At 58.6% G+C, this 19,836-nt stretch carries 15 protein-coding genes; 11 read left to right on the top strand and 4 right to left on the bottom strand.

Annotated features, from left to right (window positions below):
• Positions 1-97: 97 nt before the first annotated feature.
• Positions 98-745: a 2,3-diphosphoglycerate-dependent phosphoglycerate mutase GpmB gene (gpmB, locus tag AAH450_RS12590; RefSeq protein WP_342910530.1), complete on the bottom strand. Its 648-nt coding sequence runs from the start codon at positions 743-745 to the stop codon at positions 98-100.
• A 50-nt stretch (positions 746-795) separates the two neighbouring features.
• Here gpmB and yjjX point away from each other — a divergent pair, with 50 nt between their 5' ends.
• Positions 796-1,341: an inosine/xanthosine triphosphatase gene (gene yjjX / locus AAH450_RS12595; protein ID WP_342910531.1), complete on the top strand. Its 546-nt coding sequence runs from the start codon at positions 796-798 to the stop codon at positions 1,339-1,341.
• Here yjjX and trpR read toward each other — a convergent pair.
• Complete coding sequence (trpR, locus tag AAH450_RS12600) at positions 1,327-1,656, bottom strand: trp operon repressor (RefSeq protein ID WP_342910532.1); 330 nt, start codon at positions 1,654-1,656, stop codon at positions 1,327-1,329. The two genes, yjjX and trpR, sit on opposite strands and share 15 nt — an antisense overlap.
• A gap of 53 nt (positions 1,657-1,709) precedes the next feature.
• On the bottom strand, positions 1,710-3,632 hold the full coding sequence (gene sltY / locus AAH450_RS12605) for a murein transglycosylase (RefSeq protein ID WP_342910533.1): 1,923 nt from the start codon (positions 3,630-3,632) through the stop codon (positions 1,710-1,712).
• Positions 3,633-4,111: 479 nt separating this feature from the next.
• Between sltY and atzF the strand changes: the two genes are divergently transcribed.
• From atzF to urtE, 8 genes are all read left to right on the top strand, one after another.
• Complete coding sequence (gene atzF, locus AAH450_RS12610; protein WP_342910534.1) at positions 4,112-5,914, top strand: allophanate hydrolase; 1,803 nt, start codon at positions 4,112-4,114, stop codon at positions 5,912-5,914.
• On the top strand, positions 5,907-9,524 hold the full coding sequence (gene uca, locus AAH450_RS12615; protein ID WP_342910535.1) for an urea carboxylase: 3,618 nt from the start codon (positions 5,907-5,909) through the stop codon (positions 9,522-9,524). Before atzF ends, uca begins: the two co-directional genes overlap by 8 nt.
• A 10-nt stretch (positions 9,525-9,534) precedes the next feature.
• On the top strand, positions 9,535-10,245 hold the full coding sequence (locus tag AAH450_RS12620) for a GntR family transcriptional regulator (RefSeq protein ID WP_342910536.1): 711 nt from the start codon (positions 9,535-9,537) through the stop codon (positions 10,243-10,245).
• A gap of 25 nt (positions 10,246-10,270) precedes the next feature.
• Positions 10,271-11,539: an urea ABC transporter substrate-binding protein gene (urtA, locus tag AAH450_RS12625; RefSeq protein ID WP_342910537.1), complete on the top strand. Its 1,269-nt coding sequence runs from the start codon at positions 10,271-10,273 to the stop codon at positions 11,537-11,539.
• A 134-nt stretch (positions 11,540-11,673) separates the two neighbouring features.
• Positions 11,674-13,248: an urea ABC transporter permease subunit UrtB gene (gene urtB, locus AAH450_RS12630; RefSeq protein WP_342910538.1), complete on the top strand. Its 1,575-nt coding sequence runs from the start codon at positions 11,674-11,676 to the stop codon at positions 13,246-13,248.
• Positions 13,248-14,324 carry an urea ABC transporter permease subunit UrtC gene (gene urtC, locus AAH450_RS12635; RefSeq protein ID WP_342910539.1) on the top strand — a complete coding sequence of 359 codons (1,077 nt, stop codon included), beginning with the start codon at positions 13,248-13,250 and terminating at the stop codon, positions 14,322-14,324. The genes urtB and urtC overlap by 1 nt, the downstream gene beginning before the upstream one ends.
• Positions 14,317-15,108 (top strand): urea ABC transporter ATP-binding protein UrtD, encoded by a 792-nt coding sequence (urtD, locus tag AAH450_RS12640; protein WP_342910540.1) that lies wholly within the window; start codon positions 14,317-14,319, stop codon positions 15,106-15,108. Before urtC ends, urtD begins: the two co-directional genes overlap by 8 nt.
• A 1-nt stretch (position 15,109) precedes the next feature.
• Complete coding sequence (urtE, locus tag AAH450_RS12645) at positions 15,110-15,808, top strand: urea ABC transporter ATP-binding subunit UrtE (RefSeq protein ID WP_342910541.1); 699 nt, start codon at positions 15,110-15,112, stop codon at positions 15,806-15,808.
• 125 nt (positions 15,809-15,933) lie between these two features.
• Here the strand turns inward: urtE and AAH450_RS12650 are convergent, their stop codons facing one another.
• Positions 15,934-17,883, bottom strand: coding sequence for a sigma-54-dependent Fis family transcriptional regulator (locus AAH450_RS12650; protein WP_342910542.1), 1,950 nt, complete (start codon positions 17,881-17,883; stop codon positions 15,934-15,936).
• 192 nt (positions 17,884-18,075) lie between these two features.
• Between AAH450_RS12650 and AAH450_RS12655 the strand changes: the two genes are divergently transcribed.
• Positions 18,076-18,855, top strand: coding sequence for a TIM barrel protein (locus AAH450_RS12655; protein WP_342910543.1), 780 nt, complete (start codon positions 18,076-18,078; stop codon positions 18,853-18,855).
• Positions 18,856-18,910: 55 nt separating this feature from the next.
• A complete protein-coding gene (locus tag AAH450_RS12660; protein ID WP_342910544.1) occupies positions 18,911-19,834 on the top strand; it encodes a sugar ABC transporter substrate-binding protein in 924 nt (307 codons plus the stop codon).
• The last annotated feature ends 2 nt before the right edge of the window (positions 19,835-19,836 follow it).

The raw sequence follows: 19,836 nt of genomic DNA on the forward strand, positions 1-19,836 counted from the left end.
AACGGGCAGAACTTCTTTCTGCCCGCTGCCACAATCGTAAGCGTGTATAGCTGCTGTCAGAGGCGGCCTCGCTCGCTCCGCCCTCTTTACAGCACTCTTAACGCTGTAGTTCGTCCAGCGCAGGCTGGTCGAGATGCGAAATGTCTCCCGCCGTCTCCACTACCCAGCCTTCCGCCAGCCAGGCGCTTTGCTGGTGATCCACACGGGAGATGGAGCAGTTCCGCAGACGCAGACGGCGTTCCGCATGGGCCGGCAGGCCCAACAGCGTACTTACCAGTACGCCCAGCGCCATGCCGTGACTGACAATCAGCGGGCGGCTGCCCTCAGGCAGTTCCAGACAGGCATTCAGCGCCTGCTGCATGCGCTCTGCTAACTCGGTCATCGACTCGCCCTGAGGAATACGACCGTTTTCGGTCCCGTCGACCAGCGTTTTGCGCCAGCTCTCCTCCTCCTCACTCAGCTCGTCCAGCGGACGCTGCTCCAGCACCCCCATATTCAGCTCACGCAGCCGTGGGTCGAGCTTTACGCCGCAACCACAGGCATCTGCAATAATTTCCGCCGTGTGTCTGGTTCGCCCCAAATCACTGGAAATAACGTGGGTGATGCCGAGGTGTTTCATCCGCTCCCCCACCTGATGTGCCTGCTGCACTCCTTTCTCTGTCAGCGCGCTGTCCGACTGTCCCTGAATGCGTCGCGCTGCATTCCAAAGCGTTTCTCCGTGGCGAACAAGGTAGACCTGTAACATGCGATTTTCCGTTATACTGCGACAAATTTGCCTGAAGGGTTCAAACAATTATGTACCATGTTGTCGCTGCCACCATCAATCCAGCCAAAATTAAGGCAATTTCTCAAGCATTCAGCGATGTATTCGGTGAGGGATCCTGCCATATAGAGGGTGTCGAGGTCGACAGCGGCGTGGCCGCGCAGCCGGTTACAAACGTTGAAACGAGAACTGGCGCACGTCACCGCGTGATGAATGCCCGTCAGGTTCGGCCTGAGGCGGACTTTTGGGTCGCCATTGAAGCGGGGATTGAAGAGGATAGCGCCTTTGCCTGGATGGTGATTGAAAACCACAAGCTGCGCGGTGAGTCGCGTTCTGCCAGCTTCACCCTGCCCGCTATTGTGATGAAAGGTATTCATGAAGGCCGTGAACTGGGTGAAGAGATGGCCAGACTCACTGGCATTGAGAATATCAAGCACAAAGGCGGCGCTATCGGCGCTTTTACGGCAGGGCTGCTGACGCGCACCAGCGTCTATCATCAGGCGCTGATCCTGGCGCTCTGCCCGTTTCATAATGATATCTACCAGATGAAGCCTGGGGCAGAGTCAGACTTTATCTGACCCTGTCAGCAGCTGCGCCTCCAGCCACGCCTTCAACGCTGGCGGCGCGCTTTTCAGGCTGTTAGAGCCGCGCGTGATGGTAGCGATGCCCACGCCGAGATCGTTTTTCAGCTCGCGCTGGCTCAGCTCACCCCGCATCAGCTCTTCAATGATCCGCAGCCGGGTGCCCAGCGCCTCGCGTTCGTCTGGCGTCATCATCAATTGCAACAGCGGCAGATGTAATCCATTGCCAAAGGCACGTTGCAGCAGCGTCACAAAACGCTGCCACTCTTCATTGTGCGGTTCCATGGTGACAGGAATGGAAGATTCGCTCATAGGTAGCCCATACTATTTAACTAGTACAGTAGCATAGCATAGCCCTGAGGGGATCAGTAGCGCCGTTCCCATTCGCCATCTGCCAGAATCTTATCCGACTTGCCCATGAAATGACGGTAATAAGCGTCGTAAGCCAGCACATTTTTCACGTAGCCGCGCGTCTCAGAGAAGGGAATGGTTTCGATAAAGGCTACGGAATCGATCCGACCTGCACTGTTACCCAGCCAGGTTTTCACCCTTGAAGGCCCTGCGTTATAGGCGGCAGACGAGAAAATACGGTTCTGACCAAACTGCTGATAGACCGACTCCAGATACTGCGTACCAATCTGAATATTGGTTTCCGGGTCCAGCAGCTGGCTGCTGTTACTGTAGCCCGGCAGGCTGTAAACCTTCACCGTGTGCTGTGCGGTAGCAGGCATCACCTGCATCAGGCCCGAAGCGCCCACCGGCGAACGCGCTTTAGGATTCCAGGCGCTCTCCTGACGGGCTATCGCCATCGCATAGCTCACAGGAATCGCCTTACCGTCAGTATAACGCTCAAACTGTTCCTGATAGGCCAGCGGGAAACGCTCTTTAAGGTTATCCCACAATTTGCCGGTAATGGTGGCCTGCACGCTCAGTACCCACCAGTTTTGTTCCCAGGCGAAACGGGCAAGCTGCTGCTGCTGAAGGCTGGGTTTGCTGGCTGTCAGATAACTCCACTCGGTACGAGCCAGGTTATCCATCCCCCAGTACATCAGCTCCCGCACGCGGGCGATTTCTGCACCCTGCGTCAGGCTGCTCTCTGGTTCAGGCGCTTTGTTTATCTGCATCTGGTAATCCTCACCCAGACGCTGCGCGGCTACCATGGGGTAGAATCCGCGCTCCTGCATCAGCGTATGAAGGATTTTCTGCGCTTCCTCTTTACGTCCCTGCTCCATCAACAGGTCAGCCTGCCAGTATTGCCACTCATCCTTTTGTTTCGCTTCAACCGGCAGGCGGGCAATCCAGGTATTAAGTCCCCGACGATCGTTGATCCCCAGCGACATTCTTACCCGCCGTTCAATCAGAGAAGTAGAGCCGCTGCGCATCACCACATTGTCACGCCAGCGCGCCTGTTCCGGGGTCACATCATTTCCCATCAGACGCCAGGCTACGGCTTCATTAAGATCCTGCTCCTCCTGCTCACTCATCTTTTGCGCACTGACCAGAGAGGGGATCATCGCCCGCGCATTTTCTGCATCCTCACGCGCGACTTTGGCGAAGGCGAGAGAGGTAGCCTGACGGGTAAAATTGGTTGGCCCCACGGCGCGGGCAAACGTCACCACGTTCTGCGGATTGTTTTGCAAATCCATCACCGCGTTCGCCATCGTCTGGTAATCTTCCGGCAGCTGTTTAGCAAGGAAATTCACCAGGCTGGTATTCCCCTCTTTCATCGCCAGGCGGATGCGCTCCAGCGTGGTAATAGGGGTTTGCTGACCGGCAGCCTGCCAGACGTTGAACAACTTGTCGCAGGTGGCGGGCAGCGAGGTTCCGCGCAGCCAGATGCTTTTCGCCCCTTCCCAGGCAACCTGCTGTTGGCCGGTGGCCCATTTAGCGTAATACCAGTTGCAGCGCGCCGAAACGGGCTTAGGCTCCTCCGGGCTGAAGACCAGCAAGCCCCGCCAGTCTTCACGGCGAGCCAGTTCATTAACGAAGCGGGTTGAAAGAGAGCGAACCGGCGGCAGCGTAGGATAACGTTTGATAAAGGCATTTACCGCCAGACCAGTTTCCTGATCGAGATGCTGCGCAAACTCGCGGTATTCAAGATAGGGGTAGAGAGGATAGTCACGCAGCGTGGGCATCAGCTGCGCCACGGTATCCATTTGATTACTGTCCCAGGCCTGTTTGATTTCAAGATAACGACTGCGCTGGGCCTCCAGAGAATCCGCCTGTGCCATACCTGTTACGGCCGTTAAACAGGCCCCTGCTATCCACAACTGCCACTTGTCCGCCATGACTTTCCCCACGTTACCGCCTCTCTTTATCCTGAACTTACCGAAAAACCTCCTTCATGCTAACCAGGCTTACGCACTCCTGCACGGTTCTGCACAAAAATTTACTTAACTCCGGCCCTGTAACTGATAAAAAGAGAGGGATAAAGCGTTTACGCTCATCATTCCGTTAAATTCAGTCCTCCAGAGAGAACCTCTCCACACGTTTGAACTCACCTCTGTTATTGGTCACCCGCACGATATTGGCAGCAATAGCCATAACATTGGTGCGGAGAGGGTTCCGTCAGCAGCTTTTCCTGGCCAGACTGTGTAAGGTTTACCGTTGCTCAGTTGTTCGCCCCTTTTTTGTTCATTCGTTGCCCGCTGAACGTGCATCCTTACCGCACTGATAATAATAAATCTTTTTAATACAGCATATTATAATGCTGGCACAGCTTTTGCTGTAGTGAATTCAATCTTGTATACCAGATGGAATTCAACTTATGGCCCTGACCACCGGATTCACCCTTAGCGACTGGCAGCAGCATTACCGGCAACAGCCGGAAGCCGTTCTCACCACGCTGGAAAGCGTGCTGGATGCTCTCTCTACGGAGGATAACGCCTGGATCTACCTCGCCACACCGGCGCAGATCCGCGCCCAGGTGGAACCGTTGCTGGCCGCCTGGCATCAGGACCCGTCGTCGCTGCCGCTGTTTGGCGTGCCGTTTGCCGTTAAAGACAATATCGATGTTGCGGGCTGGCCCACTACCGCCGCCTGTCCTGCCTTCTCTTATCAGGCTGCTGCTGACGCCACCGCCGTTGCCAACCTCAAGGCCGCCGGTGCCGTGGTAATAGGTAAAACTAACCTCGACCAGTACGCCACCGGGCTGGTCGGCACGCGATCTCCTTTTGGCGCAGTGAAAAACACCTTTAATTCTGACTATGTCAGCGGTGGCTCCAGTTCCGGTTCCGCCTCTGTGACCGCGCGCGGGTTAGTCTGCTTTGCGCTGGGAACGGATACCGCCGGATCGGGGCGCGTTCCCGCTGGTTTTAACAACATTGTTGGCCTGAAGCCGACCAAAGGGTGGTTATCCGCCACGGGCGTGGTGCCCGCCTGCCGTCTTAACGATACGATCTCTCTGTTTGCCCTGACCGTTGAAGATGCATTTCTCGCCGCAAGCTGCGCGGGGGGCTACGACGCCAGCGATGCTTACTCACGCCGTAATCCGGGCCTGGCCCCTGCGGCTTTACCCGCCGCCCCTCGTCTGGCCGTACCCGCCACGCTGGAATTCTATGGCGATGTCCAGGCTCAGGCAGCCTGGGAAAAAGCTGCCGCCGCGCTACAGGCTGCTGGCGCCACGCTCCATCCCATCGACTTTTCTGCCTTCCATCAGCTGGCCGAACAGCTCTATTACGGCCCCTGGGTGGCCGAGCGCACCGTTGCGGTGGGCACTATGCTGGATCGTCCCGAAGAGATGGACCCGGTGGTATACGGCATTGTCGCCAGCGGCCATAACTACAGTGCGGTTGATGCTTACAAAGCGGAATACCTGCGTGCGGAACTGAGCCGCCAGATCCAACAGACGCTCAGTCAGTTTGATGCGCTGGTGGTGCCCACCTCACCCACTATTCATACGCTGGAAGAGATGAAGCTGGAGCCGGTGCGCTTTAACTCCCAGTTTGGCACTTATACCAATTTCACCAACCTGGCGGATTTGTCCGCGCTGGCACTGCCTGGCCCGTTCCGTGAAGATGGCTTACCGGCGGGGATCACCCTGATTGCGCCCGCCTGGCATGACCGCGCGCTGGTCACTTTCGGTCAACGCTGGCAGGCCAGCCAGGCGCTCCCCCTGGGCGCAACGGGCAGGCCGACACCCACGGCTCACATAGCCCTGCCCTCCTCTTCCCTGCACGTGCGCGTGGCGGTAGTGGGCGCTCATCTCACCGGCATGCCGCTGAACCACCAGCTCACCAGCCGTGATGCGGTGCTGGTTGAAGAGACAACCACCGCAGCCTGCTACCGCCTCTATGCCCTGGCCGGCACCACACCACCGAAGCCTGGTCTGGCGAAAGACCGCGACGGCGCGGCAATCACCGTTGAGCTGTGGGATATCCCGCTGGCGCGCTTTGGCGAATTTGTTGCGGAGATCCCGGCACCGCTGGGTATCGGCACTCTGGCGCTGGCCGATGGTCGTCAGGTGAAAGGCTTTATCTGTGAACCCGCCGTGCTGGCTGAGGCGACTGACATCACTGAATCTGGCGGCTGGCGTAACTGGCTGGCGCGCAAGGAGACCCCGAATGTTTAATACCGTTCTGATCGCCAACCGTGGCGAAATTGCCTGCCGGGCCATTCGTACTCTGAAACGCCTGGGTATTACCAGCGTGGCGGTCTACTCCGCAGCCGACAAAAATGCGCAGCATGTGAAAGATGCCGACATTGCCATCGCACTGGGTGGCGAAAAAGCCAGCGACAGCTATCTTCGCATCGATAAAATTCTGGCTGCGGCCAGCGAGACAGGCGCACAGGCGATCTGGCCCGGTTATGGCTTCCTGTCAGAAAGCCTGCCGTTTGCCGCCGCCTGTGAAGAAGCGGGCATCGCTTTCGTGGGGCCAACAGCCCGGCAGATTGGTGAGTTTGGCCTTAAGCACCGCGCCCGTGAACTGGCCGCGGTGGCAGGCGTACCGATGACGCCAGGCACGCCACTGCTGGCTTCTCTTGAAGAGGCGCTTAGCGCGGCCGACACCATTGGCTATCCGGTGATGCTGAAAAGTACCGCGGGCGGCGGCGGCATTGGCCTGACACGCTGCGCGGATGCGCAAGCGCTGAGCAACGCATGGGAAAGCGTGCGCCGCCTTGGCGAACAGTTCTTCAGCGATGCTGGCGTGTTCCTGGAGCGCTGTATCGATCGCGCCCGCCACGTGGAAGTGCAGATTTTCGGCGATGGCAAAGGCAAGGTCGTGGCCCTGGGCGAGCGCGACTGCTCGCTGCAACGTCGTAACCAGAAAGTGGTGGAGGAGACTCCAGCGCCACAGCTGCCGGAGGCGACCCGCGCGGCGCTGCTGGCGTCTGCCGTAAAGCTGGGCGAGCTGGTAAGCTACCGCAGCGCGGGCACCGTAGAATATATCTATGATGCTGAACGTAATGAATTCTACTTCCTGGAAGTAAACACCCGACTCCAGGTTGAACACCCGGTAACGGAGTGCGTAACCGGGCTGGATCTGGTGGAGTGCATGCTGCGGGTTGCCGCAGATGAAGAGACAGACTGGGCGCGGCTGACGCAGCCCCCTCAGGGTGCCTCAATTGAAGTACGTATCTATGCGGAAGATCCGCTGAAGAACTTCCAGCCAAGTCCGGGCGTGCTGACAGAAGTCTGCTTCCCTGACAATGTGCGCGTCGATGGCTGGATCGATACCGGTACAGAAGTCTCTGCTTTCTACGACCCGATGATCGCCAAGCTGATCGTACACGCGGAAAATCGCGAGGCTGCGCTGAGCAAAATGCAGCAGGCGCTGAGCGAAACGCGCCTGCACGGTATCGCCACCAACCTGGATTATCTGCGGCAGATTGTGGCGACCGAAGCCTTCCGCACGGGTCAGGTCTGGACGCGCATGCTGGACAGCTTTACGCCGCTGTCGCCAGTAGTTGAAGTCGTACAGCCTGGCACCTGGAGCAGCATTCAGGATTACCCCGGCCGCCTGGGCTACTGGGATATTGGCGTGCCTCCTTCCGGCCCGATGGATGATTTTGCTTTCCGTCTGGCAAACCGCATTGTGGGCAACGCCGAAGAGGCCGCCGGGCTGGAATTTACGCTACAGGGGCCAACGCTGCGTTTTCACAGCGACACGCTGATAGCTCTGACCGGGGCGGAATGCCCTGCCACGCTGGATGGCGAGAGCGTGGCTTACTGGCAGCCGGTTGCCGTACAGGCGGGTCAGACTCTGACGCTGGGGCGTGCCCGGATGGGCTGCCGCACCTACCTGGCGGTGCGTAACGGATTTGACGTGCCGGAATATCTGGGCAGCCGTTCGACCTTTGCGCTGGGTCAGTTTGGCGGCCACGCCGGACGCACCCTGCGCGTTGCTGACATGCTGGCCATCTCTCAGCCAGCGCTGCCGGCCTGCACCACGCCCGCGCCGGCCAGTGAACCGCAGGCCGTTGATGCTTCCCTGGTGCCACGCTATGGCGACGAGTGGAAAATCGGCGTGCTGTACGGGCCACACGGCGCGCCGGACTTCTTTACCCAGCAATCTGTCGACGAATTCTTTGCTGCTGAATGGCAGGTCCACTACAACTCCAACCGTTTGGGCGTTCGGCTTGTCGGGCCGAAGCCGGGCTGGGCGCGCGCCAACGGCGGCGAAGCCGGTCTGCACCCTTCTAACGTCCATGACTGTGAATATGCCATCGGCGCGGTGAATTTTACCGGCGATTTCCCGGTGATCCTGACCCGCGACGGGCCAAGCCTGGGCGGCTTTGTCTGCCCGGTGACCATCGCCAAAGCGGAATTGTGGAAAGTCGGCCAGGTTAAACCTGGTGACCGCATTCGTTTCCACCCGATCAGTTTTGAACAGGCACAGGCTCTGGAACGGGCGCAGGCGAAAAGCGTGGAGACGCTGCATGCCACTACGCTGCCCGCTTACGAGGTGCCATCGCTGGCGGAAACCGAACTGGGTTCCGCTACCGTGCTGGCGGCCATTAAAGCCACTGCTCTCACCCCCACCGCCGTATACCGCCAGGCGGGCGATAACTACATCCTGATGGAATATGGCGACAACGTGCTGGATCTGGCCCTGCGCCTGCGCGTTCACCTGCTGATGACGGCGCTGCGCGAAACCGGCCAGCCGGGGATAGAGGAGCTGTCGCCGGGCGTGCGTTCGCTGCAAATTCGCTACGACAGCCGCATTCTCAGCCAGAAACAGCTGCTGACCCTGCTGCTCACCCTGGAGAAAGGGCTGGGTGACGTCAGCCAGATGAAAGTGCCTTCGCGCATTGTGCATATGCCGATGGCGTTTGAAGACAGCGCCACATTGGGTGCGGTAGAGCGTTACCAGCAAACGGTGCGGGCAAACGCGCCGTGGCTGCCGAATAACGTTGATTTTATTCAACGAATCAACGGGCTGAGCAGCCGTGAAGCGGTTCGCCAGACAATTTTTGACGCCAGCTATCTGATCCTGGGCCTGGGGGACGTCTATCTCGGCGCGCCGTGCGCGGTGCCTGTGGATCCCCGCCACCGCCTGCTGAGTTCGAAGTACAACCCGGCACGAACCTTTACCGCAGAGGGGACGGTTGGCATTGGCGGCATGTATATGTGCATCTATGGCATGGACTCCCCTGGCGGCTATCAGCTGGTTGGGCGCACGCTGCCAATCTGGAACAAATTCCTGAAAAATGAGCAATTTGCCGCCAGCGAACCCTGGCTGCTGCACTTCTTCGACCAGGTACGCTTCTACCCGGTCAGCGAAGCGGAGCTGGATGTGCTGCGCGAAGATTTCCGCGAAGGCCGCGCCACTCTCACTATCGAAGAGACGGTGTTCGATTTCGCCGAACATACGCGCTTCCTTAGCGAAAATGCCGGGTCTGTTGCTGAATTCCGCGCCAGCCAGGCCAAAGCCTTCGAGACTGAAGTGGCGCTGTGGGCGCAGGAAGAGGAAGGCACACCGCTGACCAGCGAAGAAACATCAGAGCCGGAAGCGGCAGAAGATGACGCGCTACAGGTCAGTGCAGACCTGAATGGCAACATCTGGAAAGTGCTGGTGAAACCGGGCGATGTGGTGGCTGCCGGCGAGCCGCTGATTATCGTGGAGGCGATGAAAATGGAGCTGGTTGTCCACGCCCCTCAGGCCGGACGGGTGAAGCGTATCGCCTGCCAGCCTGGCCGCGCCGTCAGTCCGGGTGATGCCCTGCTGTGGCTGGAATAAAGGAGGCAGTATGCAGGAACGCCACTCCAGACGCGGCCAGGCCAGACCGGAAGCGCTGGCCGGAAAGGTCTACCAGACAATCAAGAACGACATTTTCGATTTTCGCCTGATGCCGGGCGACCGCTTCAGCGAAAGCGAAATGGCCACACGCATGGATGTCAGCCGCACGCCGGTGCGGCAGGCCCTGTTCTGGCTGGAGCGGGAGGGCTATGTCGAGGTCTGTTTTCGCAGCGGCTGGCAGGTTCGCCAGTTCGACTTCGAATACTTTGAAGAGCTTTACGATTTAAGGATTGTGCTGGAGTGCGAAGCGGTACGCCGCCTCTGTAGCATGCCGCCGGGGCGCGCCAGCGAATTACTGAATGACCTACAGCTTTTCTGGATAGCGTCGCCGCGCCTGGAGCAGGGCAAGGCCGTTTCACTTCAGGACGAAGCTTTCCATATAGCGCTGGTTGCCGCCGCAGGCAACAGCGAAATGGCGCGCATTCACGCCGATCTGACGGAAAAAATTCGCATTATCCGCCGCCTCGACTTCACCCGCGAGGAGAGGATTGACGCGACCTATAGCGAGCACGCCCGGATTTTGCTGGCGGTTTTGCATCAACAAACTGAGGAGGCCCAGCGCATTCTGACCGACCACATCTCTGTGAGTAAAGCCGAGGTCAGAAAGATCACATTACACATGCTACAGCAGGCAAGACTTCAACCGGATTCACCAACATAAACAATAAAACTCAGGGGTTCGCCAGATGAAAAGACGTTCATTGCTCAAGGTGTTTGCACTCTCCGCCACGGTTGTCAGCATGGGTTTAGCCTGGGGTGCGCAGGCAGCGGAGACCATTAAAGTCGGGATCCTCTCCTCGCTCTCCGGCACGATGGCAATTTCTGAAACGCCGCTGAAAGATGTGGCGTTGATGACCATTGATGAAATCAATGCCAAAGGGGGCGTGCTGGGCAGAAAACTGGAGCCGGTAGTGGTTGATCCCGCCTCCAACTGGCCGCTGTTTGCGGAAAAAGCCCGCCAGCTGCTGACGCAGGATAAAGCCGCCGTGGTGTTTGGCTGCTGGACCTCAGTTTCCCGTAAATCGGTACTGCCGGTGTTTGAAGAGCTGAACGGCCTGCTGTTCTATCCGGTGCAGTATGAAGGGGAGGAGATGTCGCCAAACGTGTTTTACACCGGCGCGGCACCCAACCAGCAGGCTATTCCGGCGGTGGAATACCTGATGAGCGAAGATGGCGGCAGCGCCAGACGCTTCTTCCTGCTGGGCACCGACTACGTCTATCCGCGTACCACCAACAAAATCCTGCGTGCTTTCCTGCACTCAAAAGGCGTGAAGGAGAGCGATATCGAAGAGGTGTACACGCCGTTTGGTTACAGCGATTACCAGACTATCGTATCGAACATCAAGAAATTCTCGGCGGGCGGCAAAACGGCGGTGATCTCCACTATCAACGGCGACTCCAACGTTCCCTTCTACAAAGAGCTGGCGAACCAGGGCATCAAAGCCACGGACGTGCCGGTGGTGGCCTTCTCCGTGGGTGAAGAGGAGCTGCGCGGCATTGATACCAAACCCCTGGTAGGTAACCTGGCGGCGTGGAACTACTTCCAGTCGGTTGAGAATCCGGTGAACAAGCAGTTCGTTGCTGACTACCGCGCTTACGCTAAGTCGCACAACCTGCCCAACGCCGCCACTGCTGTGACCAACGACCCGATGGAAGCGACCTACGTCGGCATCCATATGTGGGCGCAGGCGGTAGAGAAAGCGGGCACCACCGACGTGGATAAAGTGCGTGCGGCAATGGCGGGACAAACCTTCAAAGCGCCGGATGGCTTCACCCTGACTATGGATAACACCAACCACCACCTGCATAAGCCAGTAATGATTGGTGAAATCGAAGACAACGGTCAGTTCAACGTGGTCTGGCAGACCGACAAACCGGTTCGCGCTCAGCCGTGGAGCCCGTACATTGCCGGTAATGACAAAAAGCCCGATCACCCGGTGAAAGCCACGCAGTAATTCCGGCAACGGGCGGCGTCTTTACCGCCCGTTCAGATACGCGCCGGGCGAAAGTATCCGCCCGTGTGGGTTAACTCTGTAGGGGCCGGTGTGCCGGCCCGTTTTCTGCACCCCTGACATGGAGGGGCATTGCGATGACGATTCGCCCTTTTCTTACCCTGCTGTTTGCGCTGTGCCTGCTGGTACCGCTGGCAGCATCTGCCGGCCCGGCAGCGGATTTCGCAGCGGCCAGCCGGCCAGGCCAGATTAAATTACTACAGGCCTGGGCGGCGGCACCGGATCCCGCTCGCCTGCCCTTTCTTCAGGCGCTGCGTAAAGAGAATGTGGTGTTGGATGAGAACAAACAGCCTTTCAGGGAGACCGCAGGCAAGCTCACGCCGCTGGATAGCGCGGCACAGCCTGCTGGTGGCACCAAAAAGCTGTTTATGAATAACCGCCTGCGGGTAATGGTTGCCACCACCCTGGCAGCCCATCAGCTGGTGAGCGACGACGTGGCAACCCGTCTGAGCGCGGCACGCGCTTTGCAAAACGACGCGCAGGCCGATCAGCTGCCGCTGCTGACCCAGCGTCTGGCGGCAGAGAAGGATGCCGACGTGCACAGCGTGCTAGCGCAGGCTGTTGCGGGGCTGCAAATTGCCGACGCCAACCCTCAAATCCGCCTGCTGGCGGTGAAGCTGCTGGGTGAAACCAGCGATCCGCAAACTCAGGCAGCGCTAGAACGCTTAACGCAGCCGCAGAACGAGCCGGATGCTGACGTTCGCGCCACCGCCGCCGGAAGCCTGAAGCAGATCAAACAGCGCCTGATACTGGGCGACCTGCTCGGCCAGGCCTTTACCGGCCTGTCGCTTGGTTCGGTGCTGCTGTTGGCGGCACTGGGTCTGGCCATTACCTACGGCCTGCTGGGCGTCATCAATATGGCCCATGGCGAAATGCTGATGCTGGGTGCCTATGCCACCTGGATGGTACAGACGCTGTTCCAGCGGTTTGCTCCTGACTGGCTGGCTTTCTACCCACTGCTCGCGCTGCCGGTAGCCTTTTTCGTTACCGCAGCCACAGGGATGGCGCTGGAGCGCACCATTATTCGCCATCTGTATGGTCGCCCGCTGGAAACCCTTCTTGCTACCTGGGGCATCAGTCTGATGCTGATCCAACTGGTGCGTGTGCTGTTCGGGGCGCAGAACCTGGAAGTGGCCAACCCGCCCTGGCTCTCTGGTGGCGTACAGGTGCTGCCAAACCTGGTGCTGCCTTATAACCGCCTTGCGGTGATCCTGTTTGTCTTTGGCGTGCTGTTTCTGACCTGGCTGCTGCTGAATAAAACCCGGCTGGGCATGAACGTGCGTGCCGTGACGCAGAACCGCGCCATGGCTGCCTGCTGCGGCGTGCCGACGGGCCGGGTGGATATGCTGGCGTTTGGGCTGGGTTCCGGCATTGCCGGTCTGGGCGGCGTTGCGCTGTCGCAATTGGGCAACGTCGGGCCAGAGCTGGGCCAGGGTTACATCATCGACTCCTTCCTGGTGGTGGTTACTGGCGGCGTGGGTCAGCTGGCCGGTACCGTGGTCGCCGCCTTTGGGCTGGGGATCCTTAACAAAGTGCTGGAGCCGCAAATTGGCGCGGTGCTCGGCAAAATCCTGATTCTGGTGCTGATCGTGCTGTTTATCCAGAAACGACCGCAGGGGCTGTTCGCCTTTAAAGGAAGGGTGACCGACTGATGACGCAACCCATAACGCTTACCCTGGTGCAGAAAGCGCCACGCCTCAGCCTGATCGTTGGCCTGCTGGCGCTGGCAGCGCTGCTGGTGCTGCCTTTCCTGGCGCTGCTGCCGGTAGAGAATCCACTGGCGCTCTCCACCTATACGCTGACGCTGATCGGCAAGATCCTCTGCTACGCCGTCGTGGCCGTCGCGCTGGATCTGGTCTGGGGCTATGCCGGTCTGCTCTCCCTCGGCCATGGCCTGTTCTTTGCGCTGGGCGGCTATGCGATGGGCATGTACCTGATGCGGCAGGCTTCCGGCGACGGGCTGCCGGCCTTTATGTCCTTTCTCTCCTGGAACGAGCTGCCGTGGTTCTGGGTCGGCACCCAGCACTTTGCCTGGGCGCTCTGCCTGATCGTGCTGGTACCGGGCGTGCTGGCGCTGATCTTTGGCTGGTTCGCCTTTCGCTCAAAGATCAAAGGCGTTTACTTCTCGATCATGACCCAGGCGCTGACTTACGCCGGTATGCTGCTGTTCTTCCGCAATGAAACCGGCTTTGGCGGTAACAACGGTTTTACCGGCTTTACCACGCTGCTGGGCTTTCAGGTCACCGCCACCAGCACGCGGATCGGCCTGTTTGTCGCTACCGTGCTGCTGCTGATTGCCAGTTTGGTGACTGGCTTTGCGCTTGCCCGCAGCAAATTTGGTCGCGTGCTGACGGCAGTGCGCGATGCGGAAAACCGCCTGATGTTTTGCGGTTACGATCCCAAAGGCTTCAAGCTGTTTGTCTGGACGCTTTCCGCCGTGCTGTGTGGCCTGGCGGGCGCGCTCTATGTGCCGCAGGTGGGCATTATTAACCCCAGCGAGATGTCGCCGACCAACTCCATCGAAGCCGCTATCTGGGTTGCGCTGGGCGGAAGAGGCACGTTAATTGGCCCGCTGCTGGGGGCCGGGATCGTGAACGGGGCCAAAAGCTGGTTTACCGTCGCCTTCCCCGAATACTGGCTGTTCTTCCTTGGGCTGATGTTTATTCTTGTGACCCTGTTCCTGCCTCGTGGCGTTATTGGGTTACTGCGCAGGAGGCGTCATGACTGATCAACTTTTCACCCAGCCGCACCCCGCAGACCGCCACCGGGCGCAAACCGATCCGGTACTGTTGCTGGAGAATATCAACGTCTCCTTCGACGGTTTCAGGGCGCTGACCAATCTGTCGCTGGAAATTGGCGTCGGGGAGTTACGCTGCGTTATCGGCCCCAACGGCGCAGGAAAAACGACCCTGATGGATGTGATCACCGGCAAAACGCGGCCCGATAATGGGCGGGTGCTGTACGACCAGGACACCGACCTCACTACCCTCTCTCCGCCAGAGATTGCCCGCATCGGTATTGGCCGTAAATTTCAGAAGCCGACGGTTTTTGAAGCGCTGACGGTGTTTGAGAACCTGGAGATCGCGCTGAAAACCAACAAGTCCGTCTGGGCATGCCTGCGCAGCCGCCTCAACAGCGAACAGCAGGATCGCATTGACGAGGTGCTGAAGCTGCTGCGGCTTGGTGCGGAGCGTTATCGTCCGGCTGGTTTGCTCTCTCACGGACAGAAGCAGTTTCTGGAGATCGGCATGCTGCTGGTGCAGGACCCGCATCTGCTGCTGCTGGATGAGCCGGCGGCAGGCATGACCGATGCTGAAACGGCGTACACGGCAGAGCTGTTTCGCAGCCTGGCCGGACAGCATTCGCTGATGGTGGTGGAGCACGATATGGGCTTTGTGGAAACCATTGCCGACCATGTGACCGTGCTGCATCAGGGGCAGGTTCTTGCCGAAGGCTCGCTGCGCGACGTACAGGCGAACGAGCAGGTTATCGAAGTTTATCTGGGGCGCTGAGATGTTACAGGTATCGCAACTCAATCAATATTATGGCGGCAGCCATATCCTGCGCGGCCTCTCTTTCGAGGCCAAACCGGGCGAAGTCACCTGCCTGCTGGGACGAAACGGCGTTGGCAAAACCACGCTGCTGAAATGTCTGATGGGGCTGATCCCGGCAAAGTCCGGCACCATCAGCTGGCAGGATAAACCAATCAACAACCGCAAACCGCACCAGCGCGTGCAGGCGGGGATCGCCTATGTGCCGCAAGGGCGCGAAATATTTCCCCGGCTGACTGTGGAAGAGAATCTGCTGATGGGGCTGGCGCGCTTTTCCGGTGCCGACGCCAAACAGGTACCGGCAGAGATCTATCAGCTCTTTCCGGTGCTGAAAGAGATGAAGCAGCGTCGTGGCGGCGATCTCTCCGGCGGCCAGCAGCAGCAGCTGGCGATTGGCCGCGCCTTAGCCTGTAAGCCCCAACTGCTGATTCTGGATGAACCGACCGAAGGCATTCAGCCTTCGGTGATCAAAGAGATCGGTGCCGTGATCCGTCAGCTCGCCCAGCGGGGTGATATGGCGATTCTGCTGGTTGAACAGTTCTACGACTTTGCGGCCGAGCTGGCCGACAGCTATCTGGTGATGTCGCGAGGCGAGATCGTCCAGCGTGGCCTGGGCAAGAACATGGAAGCAGAGGGCGTCCGGGGTTTAGTGGCTATCTGACGGGTTGCGCAGCCCGGCCTGAGTAACAAAACGGGAGCCGCTGTTTGAGCGCTGCCGTTTAGCTCACTCTTAATCCACCATAATCAGGCGCTTCTCTGACGCCATCAAACAGCGGGCTGCGACTTTCATCCCCGGAATTCATCCACGCTGATACCATGCTTTTTGAGCTTGTTGTAAAGCCCGGCGCGGGAAACGCCGATAGTCTGGGCCGTACGGCGCAGGTTGCCTTTTAACGATGAGAGAACAGTGATGATATGCGCACGTTCGCTGCTCTCCAGCCGCTGCGGATCGCACTGCTCCGGACTGCTGCCGATCTCCTCCGGCAAATCTTCGGCCTGGATCAGCTGTTTATCGCTGAGGTTGATCGCCCGTTCGACAATATTCTCCAGCTCCCGCACATTGCCAGGCCAGGGATAACGGCTTAATGCGGTCATCGCCCCGGAGGTAAACTGCACGCTGGCTTTCTTCAGCCGGGTGCACATCTTTTCGCTGAACCACTCCACCAGCTGAGGCACATCCCCCGCACGTTCACGCAGTGCGGGGATGCGCAGAGAGAGGACGTTCAGGCGGTAGAAGAGATCGCGCCGAAACGCCCCTGTCTCCATCGCCCGCAGCAGATCGCAGTTAGTGGCTGCAATGATCCTGACGTCGACTTTTACCGGACGCTGCGCGCCAATACGCATCACTTCCGCTTCCTGCAACACCCGCAGCAGGCTGGTCTGCGCCTCCAGCGGCATATCGCCGATCTCATCCAGGAACAGCGTGCCGCCCTCAGCCAGCTCGAACTTTCCTGCCGCACCGCCGCGCCGGGAGCCGGTAAAGGCACCGTCCACATAGCCAAACAGCTCGCTCTGCACTAAATCTCGCGGCAGCGCAGCACAGTTCACCGCGATAAATGGCCCGCCCTGACGATCGCTGCCGTTATGGATCGCCTGCGCAAACAGCTCTTTTCCGGTACCGCTTTCACCGGTCAGCAGCACGGTGCTGTCGCTTCTGCTGCTGGTTTTCGCCTTCTCCAGCGCTTCGGTTAGCGCCGGTGAACGGCCACAAATCATCTCAAAGGTATAGCTGGCACCGATGCCCATCACCTGGCGGGTAATGGCACGAATGCGCTGATTATCGCGCAGTGAAACGATGCGTCCGCCATCCGGAGCAGGCATCACCGAGACCAGACAGGCCACTCGAGGCCGGTCCGGCGGCTGAAATATCACCTCTCTGTCGTTACAGAACGTAATATCGGTCAGCTTCAGCCCCTCCGGGAGCAGTGCTTTATCCAGATCCCTGCCGGTCAGTTGCAGGCCGCGAAAAATCTGCCGGGCATAGCGGTTGATGGTTTTGATAGTGCCGCTGGCATCAGTCACGATCACCCCTTCATTCAGGGTTTCCAGAATGGAGCGCTGTTCGGCCAGCAGACTGCGCAGCACCAGCTGGCGACCAATGGCTTCCGCCGCCGCCTGTACCGTGCCCAGCGTGTGATAGTGGAAATTGTCCTGGCTGGCGGTCAGCGTCAGTACGCCGATCATTCTGCCTTCGGCATTACGCACCGGCGCGGCGGCACACTGCCGGTGCCGCTGGCGCAGCTCCTGTTTCCAGTTTTCGCCGCTCAGCAAATAGACCAGCCGCTGTTCATTCAGGCAGCGCCCGGTGCAGTTGGTCCCCATGACTGACTCGCGCAGAATACTGCCTACGGGCGTGATATCCAGCCCGCAGTAGCAAAGGGTTACGCCATCGGCATCGGTCAGGTTGATGTGCCCGTCCGGATTGTAAGCCAGCAGGCTCTGCATAATGCTTCCTGCCACCTCAATCAGCTCAGCCTGCTTTTGCAGGATCGCCTTCAGCTCTGCTTCAGCAGGGAAAACATAATTGATTGCGCCAGGATCGATCGCCGCCTCACGACTCGCCTGCCATGAGCGCCGGATCGCCGGACGGACAGAGTCAGGTTCCAGTCCGGCATTGAAATCCTGCCAGCCCTGCTCCAGCTGCGCGTCTCGAAGGCTCGCCTCTGCCCCTTCCGGCAGGCTCAACAGACCTTCGCACTCTTCGCCCATCGCACTGAGCAAATCAGGTTTATGCATTTTATTCCCCCCCTTTCTGGAATGTCCATTTTATCTGCATGTTGAGTTTACATGTCTATTTTGTGTGCACTTTGTGATCAAAAGCTTGCGGACAAGCCGCTGAGCATGGGCTTTTGTGGCTGGCATAACATTTGCTTCTCTCCCTGTGGCCGCGTGGCCTTGTGATTTTGCTGTTAACTGCGGAGGCAGAAGATGACCCTTTTTACTCTTTCCGTGTGCGCTGAAATGGTTTTTCTGGAATTGCCGTTTATAGAACGGGTGAAGCGCATCCACCAGCTCGGTTTTGGCGTGGAGATCTGGAACTGGCAGAACAAAGACATTCCGGCGTTAAAAGCCACGGGGGCAAAATTTACCTCGATGACGGGGTATCTTTCCGGCAACTTAACCGATGAAGAGGAGATAGCAGCGCTGCTGGCGAGCGCCGAAGTGTCGCTACAGGTGGCAGAACAGCTGGGCTGCCCTTCCCTTAATCTGCACGGCACCGGGCTGAATGAGCGCGGCCTGCCGGTAAAACCGGTGGAGCAAGTGAGCGGCGCAATGTGGCTGAAAGCGGCAGAAACGCTGGGCAAGCTGGCGGTCCTGGCGGAACGTGCCGGGAAAGTCTTTACCCTGGAGAACCTGAATACCGCCGTTGACCATCCCGGCACGCCGTTTGCCAAAGCCAGCGAGGTGCTGGCGTTGGTTGAAGCGGTCAACAGCCCGCATCTGCGTATCAATCTGGACCTCTATCATGCCCAAATCGGGGAGGGAAATTTAATCGAACTGGTGAGGCGTGCCGGCAGCGCGATTGGTGAAATCCAGGTAGCGGACGTGCCAGGCCGCCAGGAACCCGGCACCGGAGAGATCAACTACCGGGCCATCGCCAGTGCGCTGAGAGCAATGAACTATCGCGGCGTGGTGGCGATGGAAGGCTGGGCCTCTGGTGACAGCGAGAGCGCCCTGATGCGTTTTAAAGAGCAGTTTTTATCCTGACCTCATAAATAAAATTTCCCTCAATGAAGGGATGTACCCTACAGGAAATAACACCATGAAAATGACCAAACCTTTACTGCTGATCTGCACCATGCTGCTGACGCCTCTCAGCCAGGCCAAAGAGCAGACCGTTGGCGTGGCGCTGGCGAACTTTGACCTTAATTTTGTCTCTATCCTGCGCACGCAGATGATGAAAGAGCTGGCCAGCGAGAAGATGGCCGGTCAGTTTGAAGATGCCAAAGGGGATGTGGCGATCCAGGTGCAGCAGGTGGAGAACTTTATCAATCAGGGGGTGGATGCCATCATCCTGAATCCGGTAGATACCCAGGCGGTGAAGCCGATGATGGAAGCCGCCAGACGGGCAAAAATCCCGCTGATTTTCGTTAACCGCAAGCCAGAAGTCCCGCTGGGTGAGAATATGGCCTACGTCGGCTCAGACTCGGCACTGGGTGGCAAAATGGAGATGGAAGCGCTGGCAAAAAAAATGAATTACAAAGGCAACGTCGCCATTCTGATGGGAGCGCTCTCTGCTGAGGAAGCCCGCCAGCGTACCAAAGCCACCGAAGAGGTGATTGCCAAATATAAAGATATGAAGGTTGTTGAGAAGCAGTCTGCAAAATGGATGCGCAACGAAGCGGTGGATGTTACCTCCGGCTGGCTGCTCAACGGTGACAAAATTGATGCTATCGCCGCCAACAACGACGAGATGGCGATCGGCGCTATCATGGCGCTACAGCAGGTGGGCAATAAAGATGTGCTGGTGGCGGGCATTGATGGTACGCCCGATGCGTTACAGTTCGTGAAATCTGGCAAACTTGCGCTGACCATTTTCCAGGACGCGGCAGGCCAGGGCATTGGAGCGGTACAGACGGCGAAGAAGATGCTGGCTGGCGAGAAAGTCGAAGGGACGATCTGGATCCCTTACCAGACCGTCACGCCGGAAAATTACACCAGCTTTATGACGAAAAACGTGAAGTAGGC

The sequence above is a fragment of the Erwinia magellanica genome (genome assembly GCF_039023495.1).
In the GTDB taxonomy this organism is placed as follows: domain Bacteria; phylum Pseudomonadota; class Gammaproteobacteria; order Enterobacterales; family Enterobacteriaceae; genus Erwinia.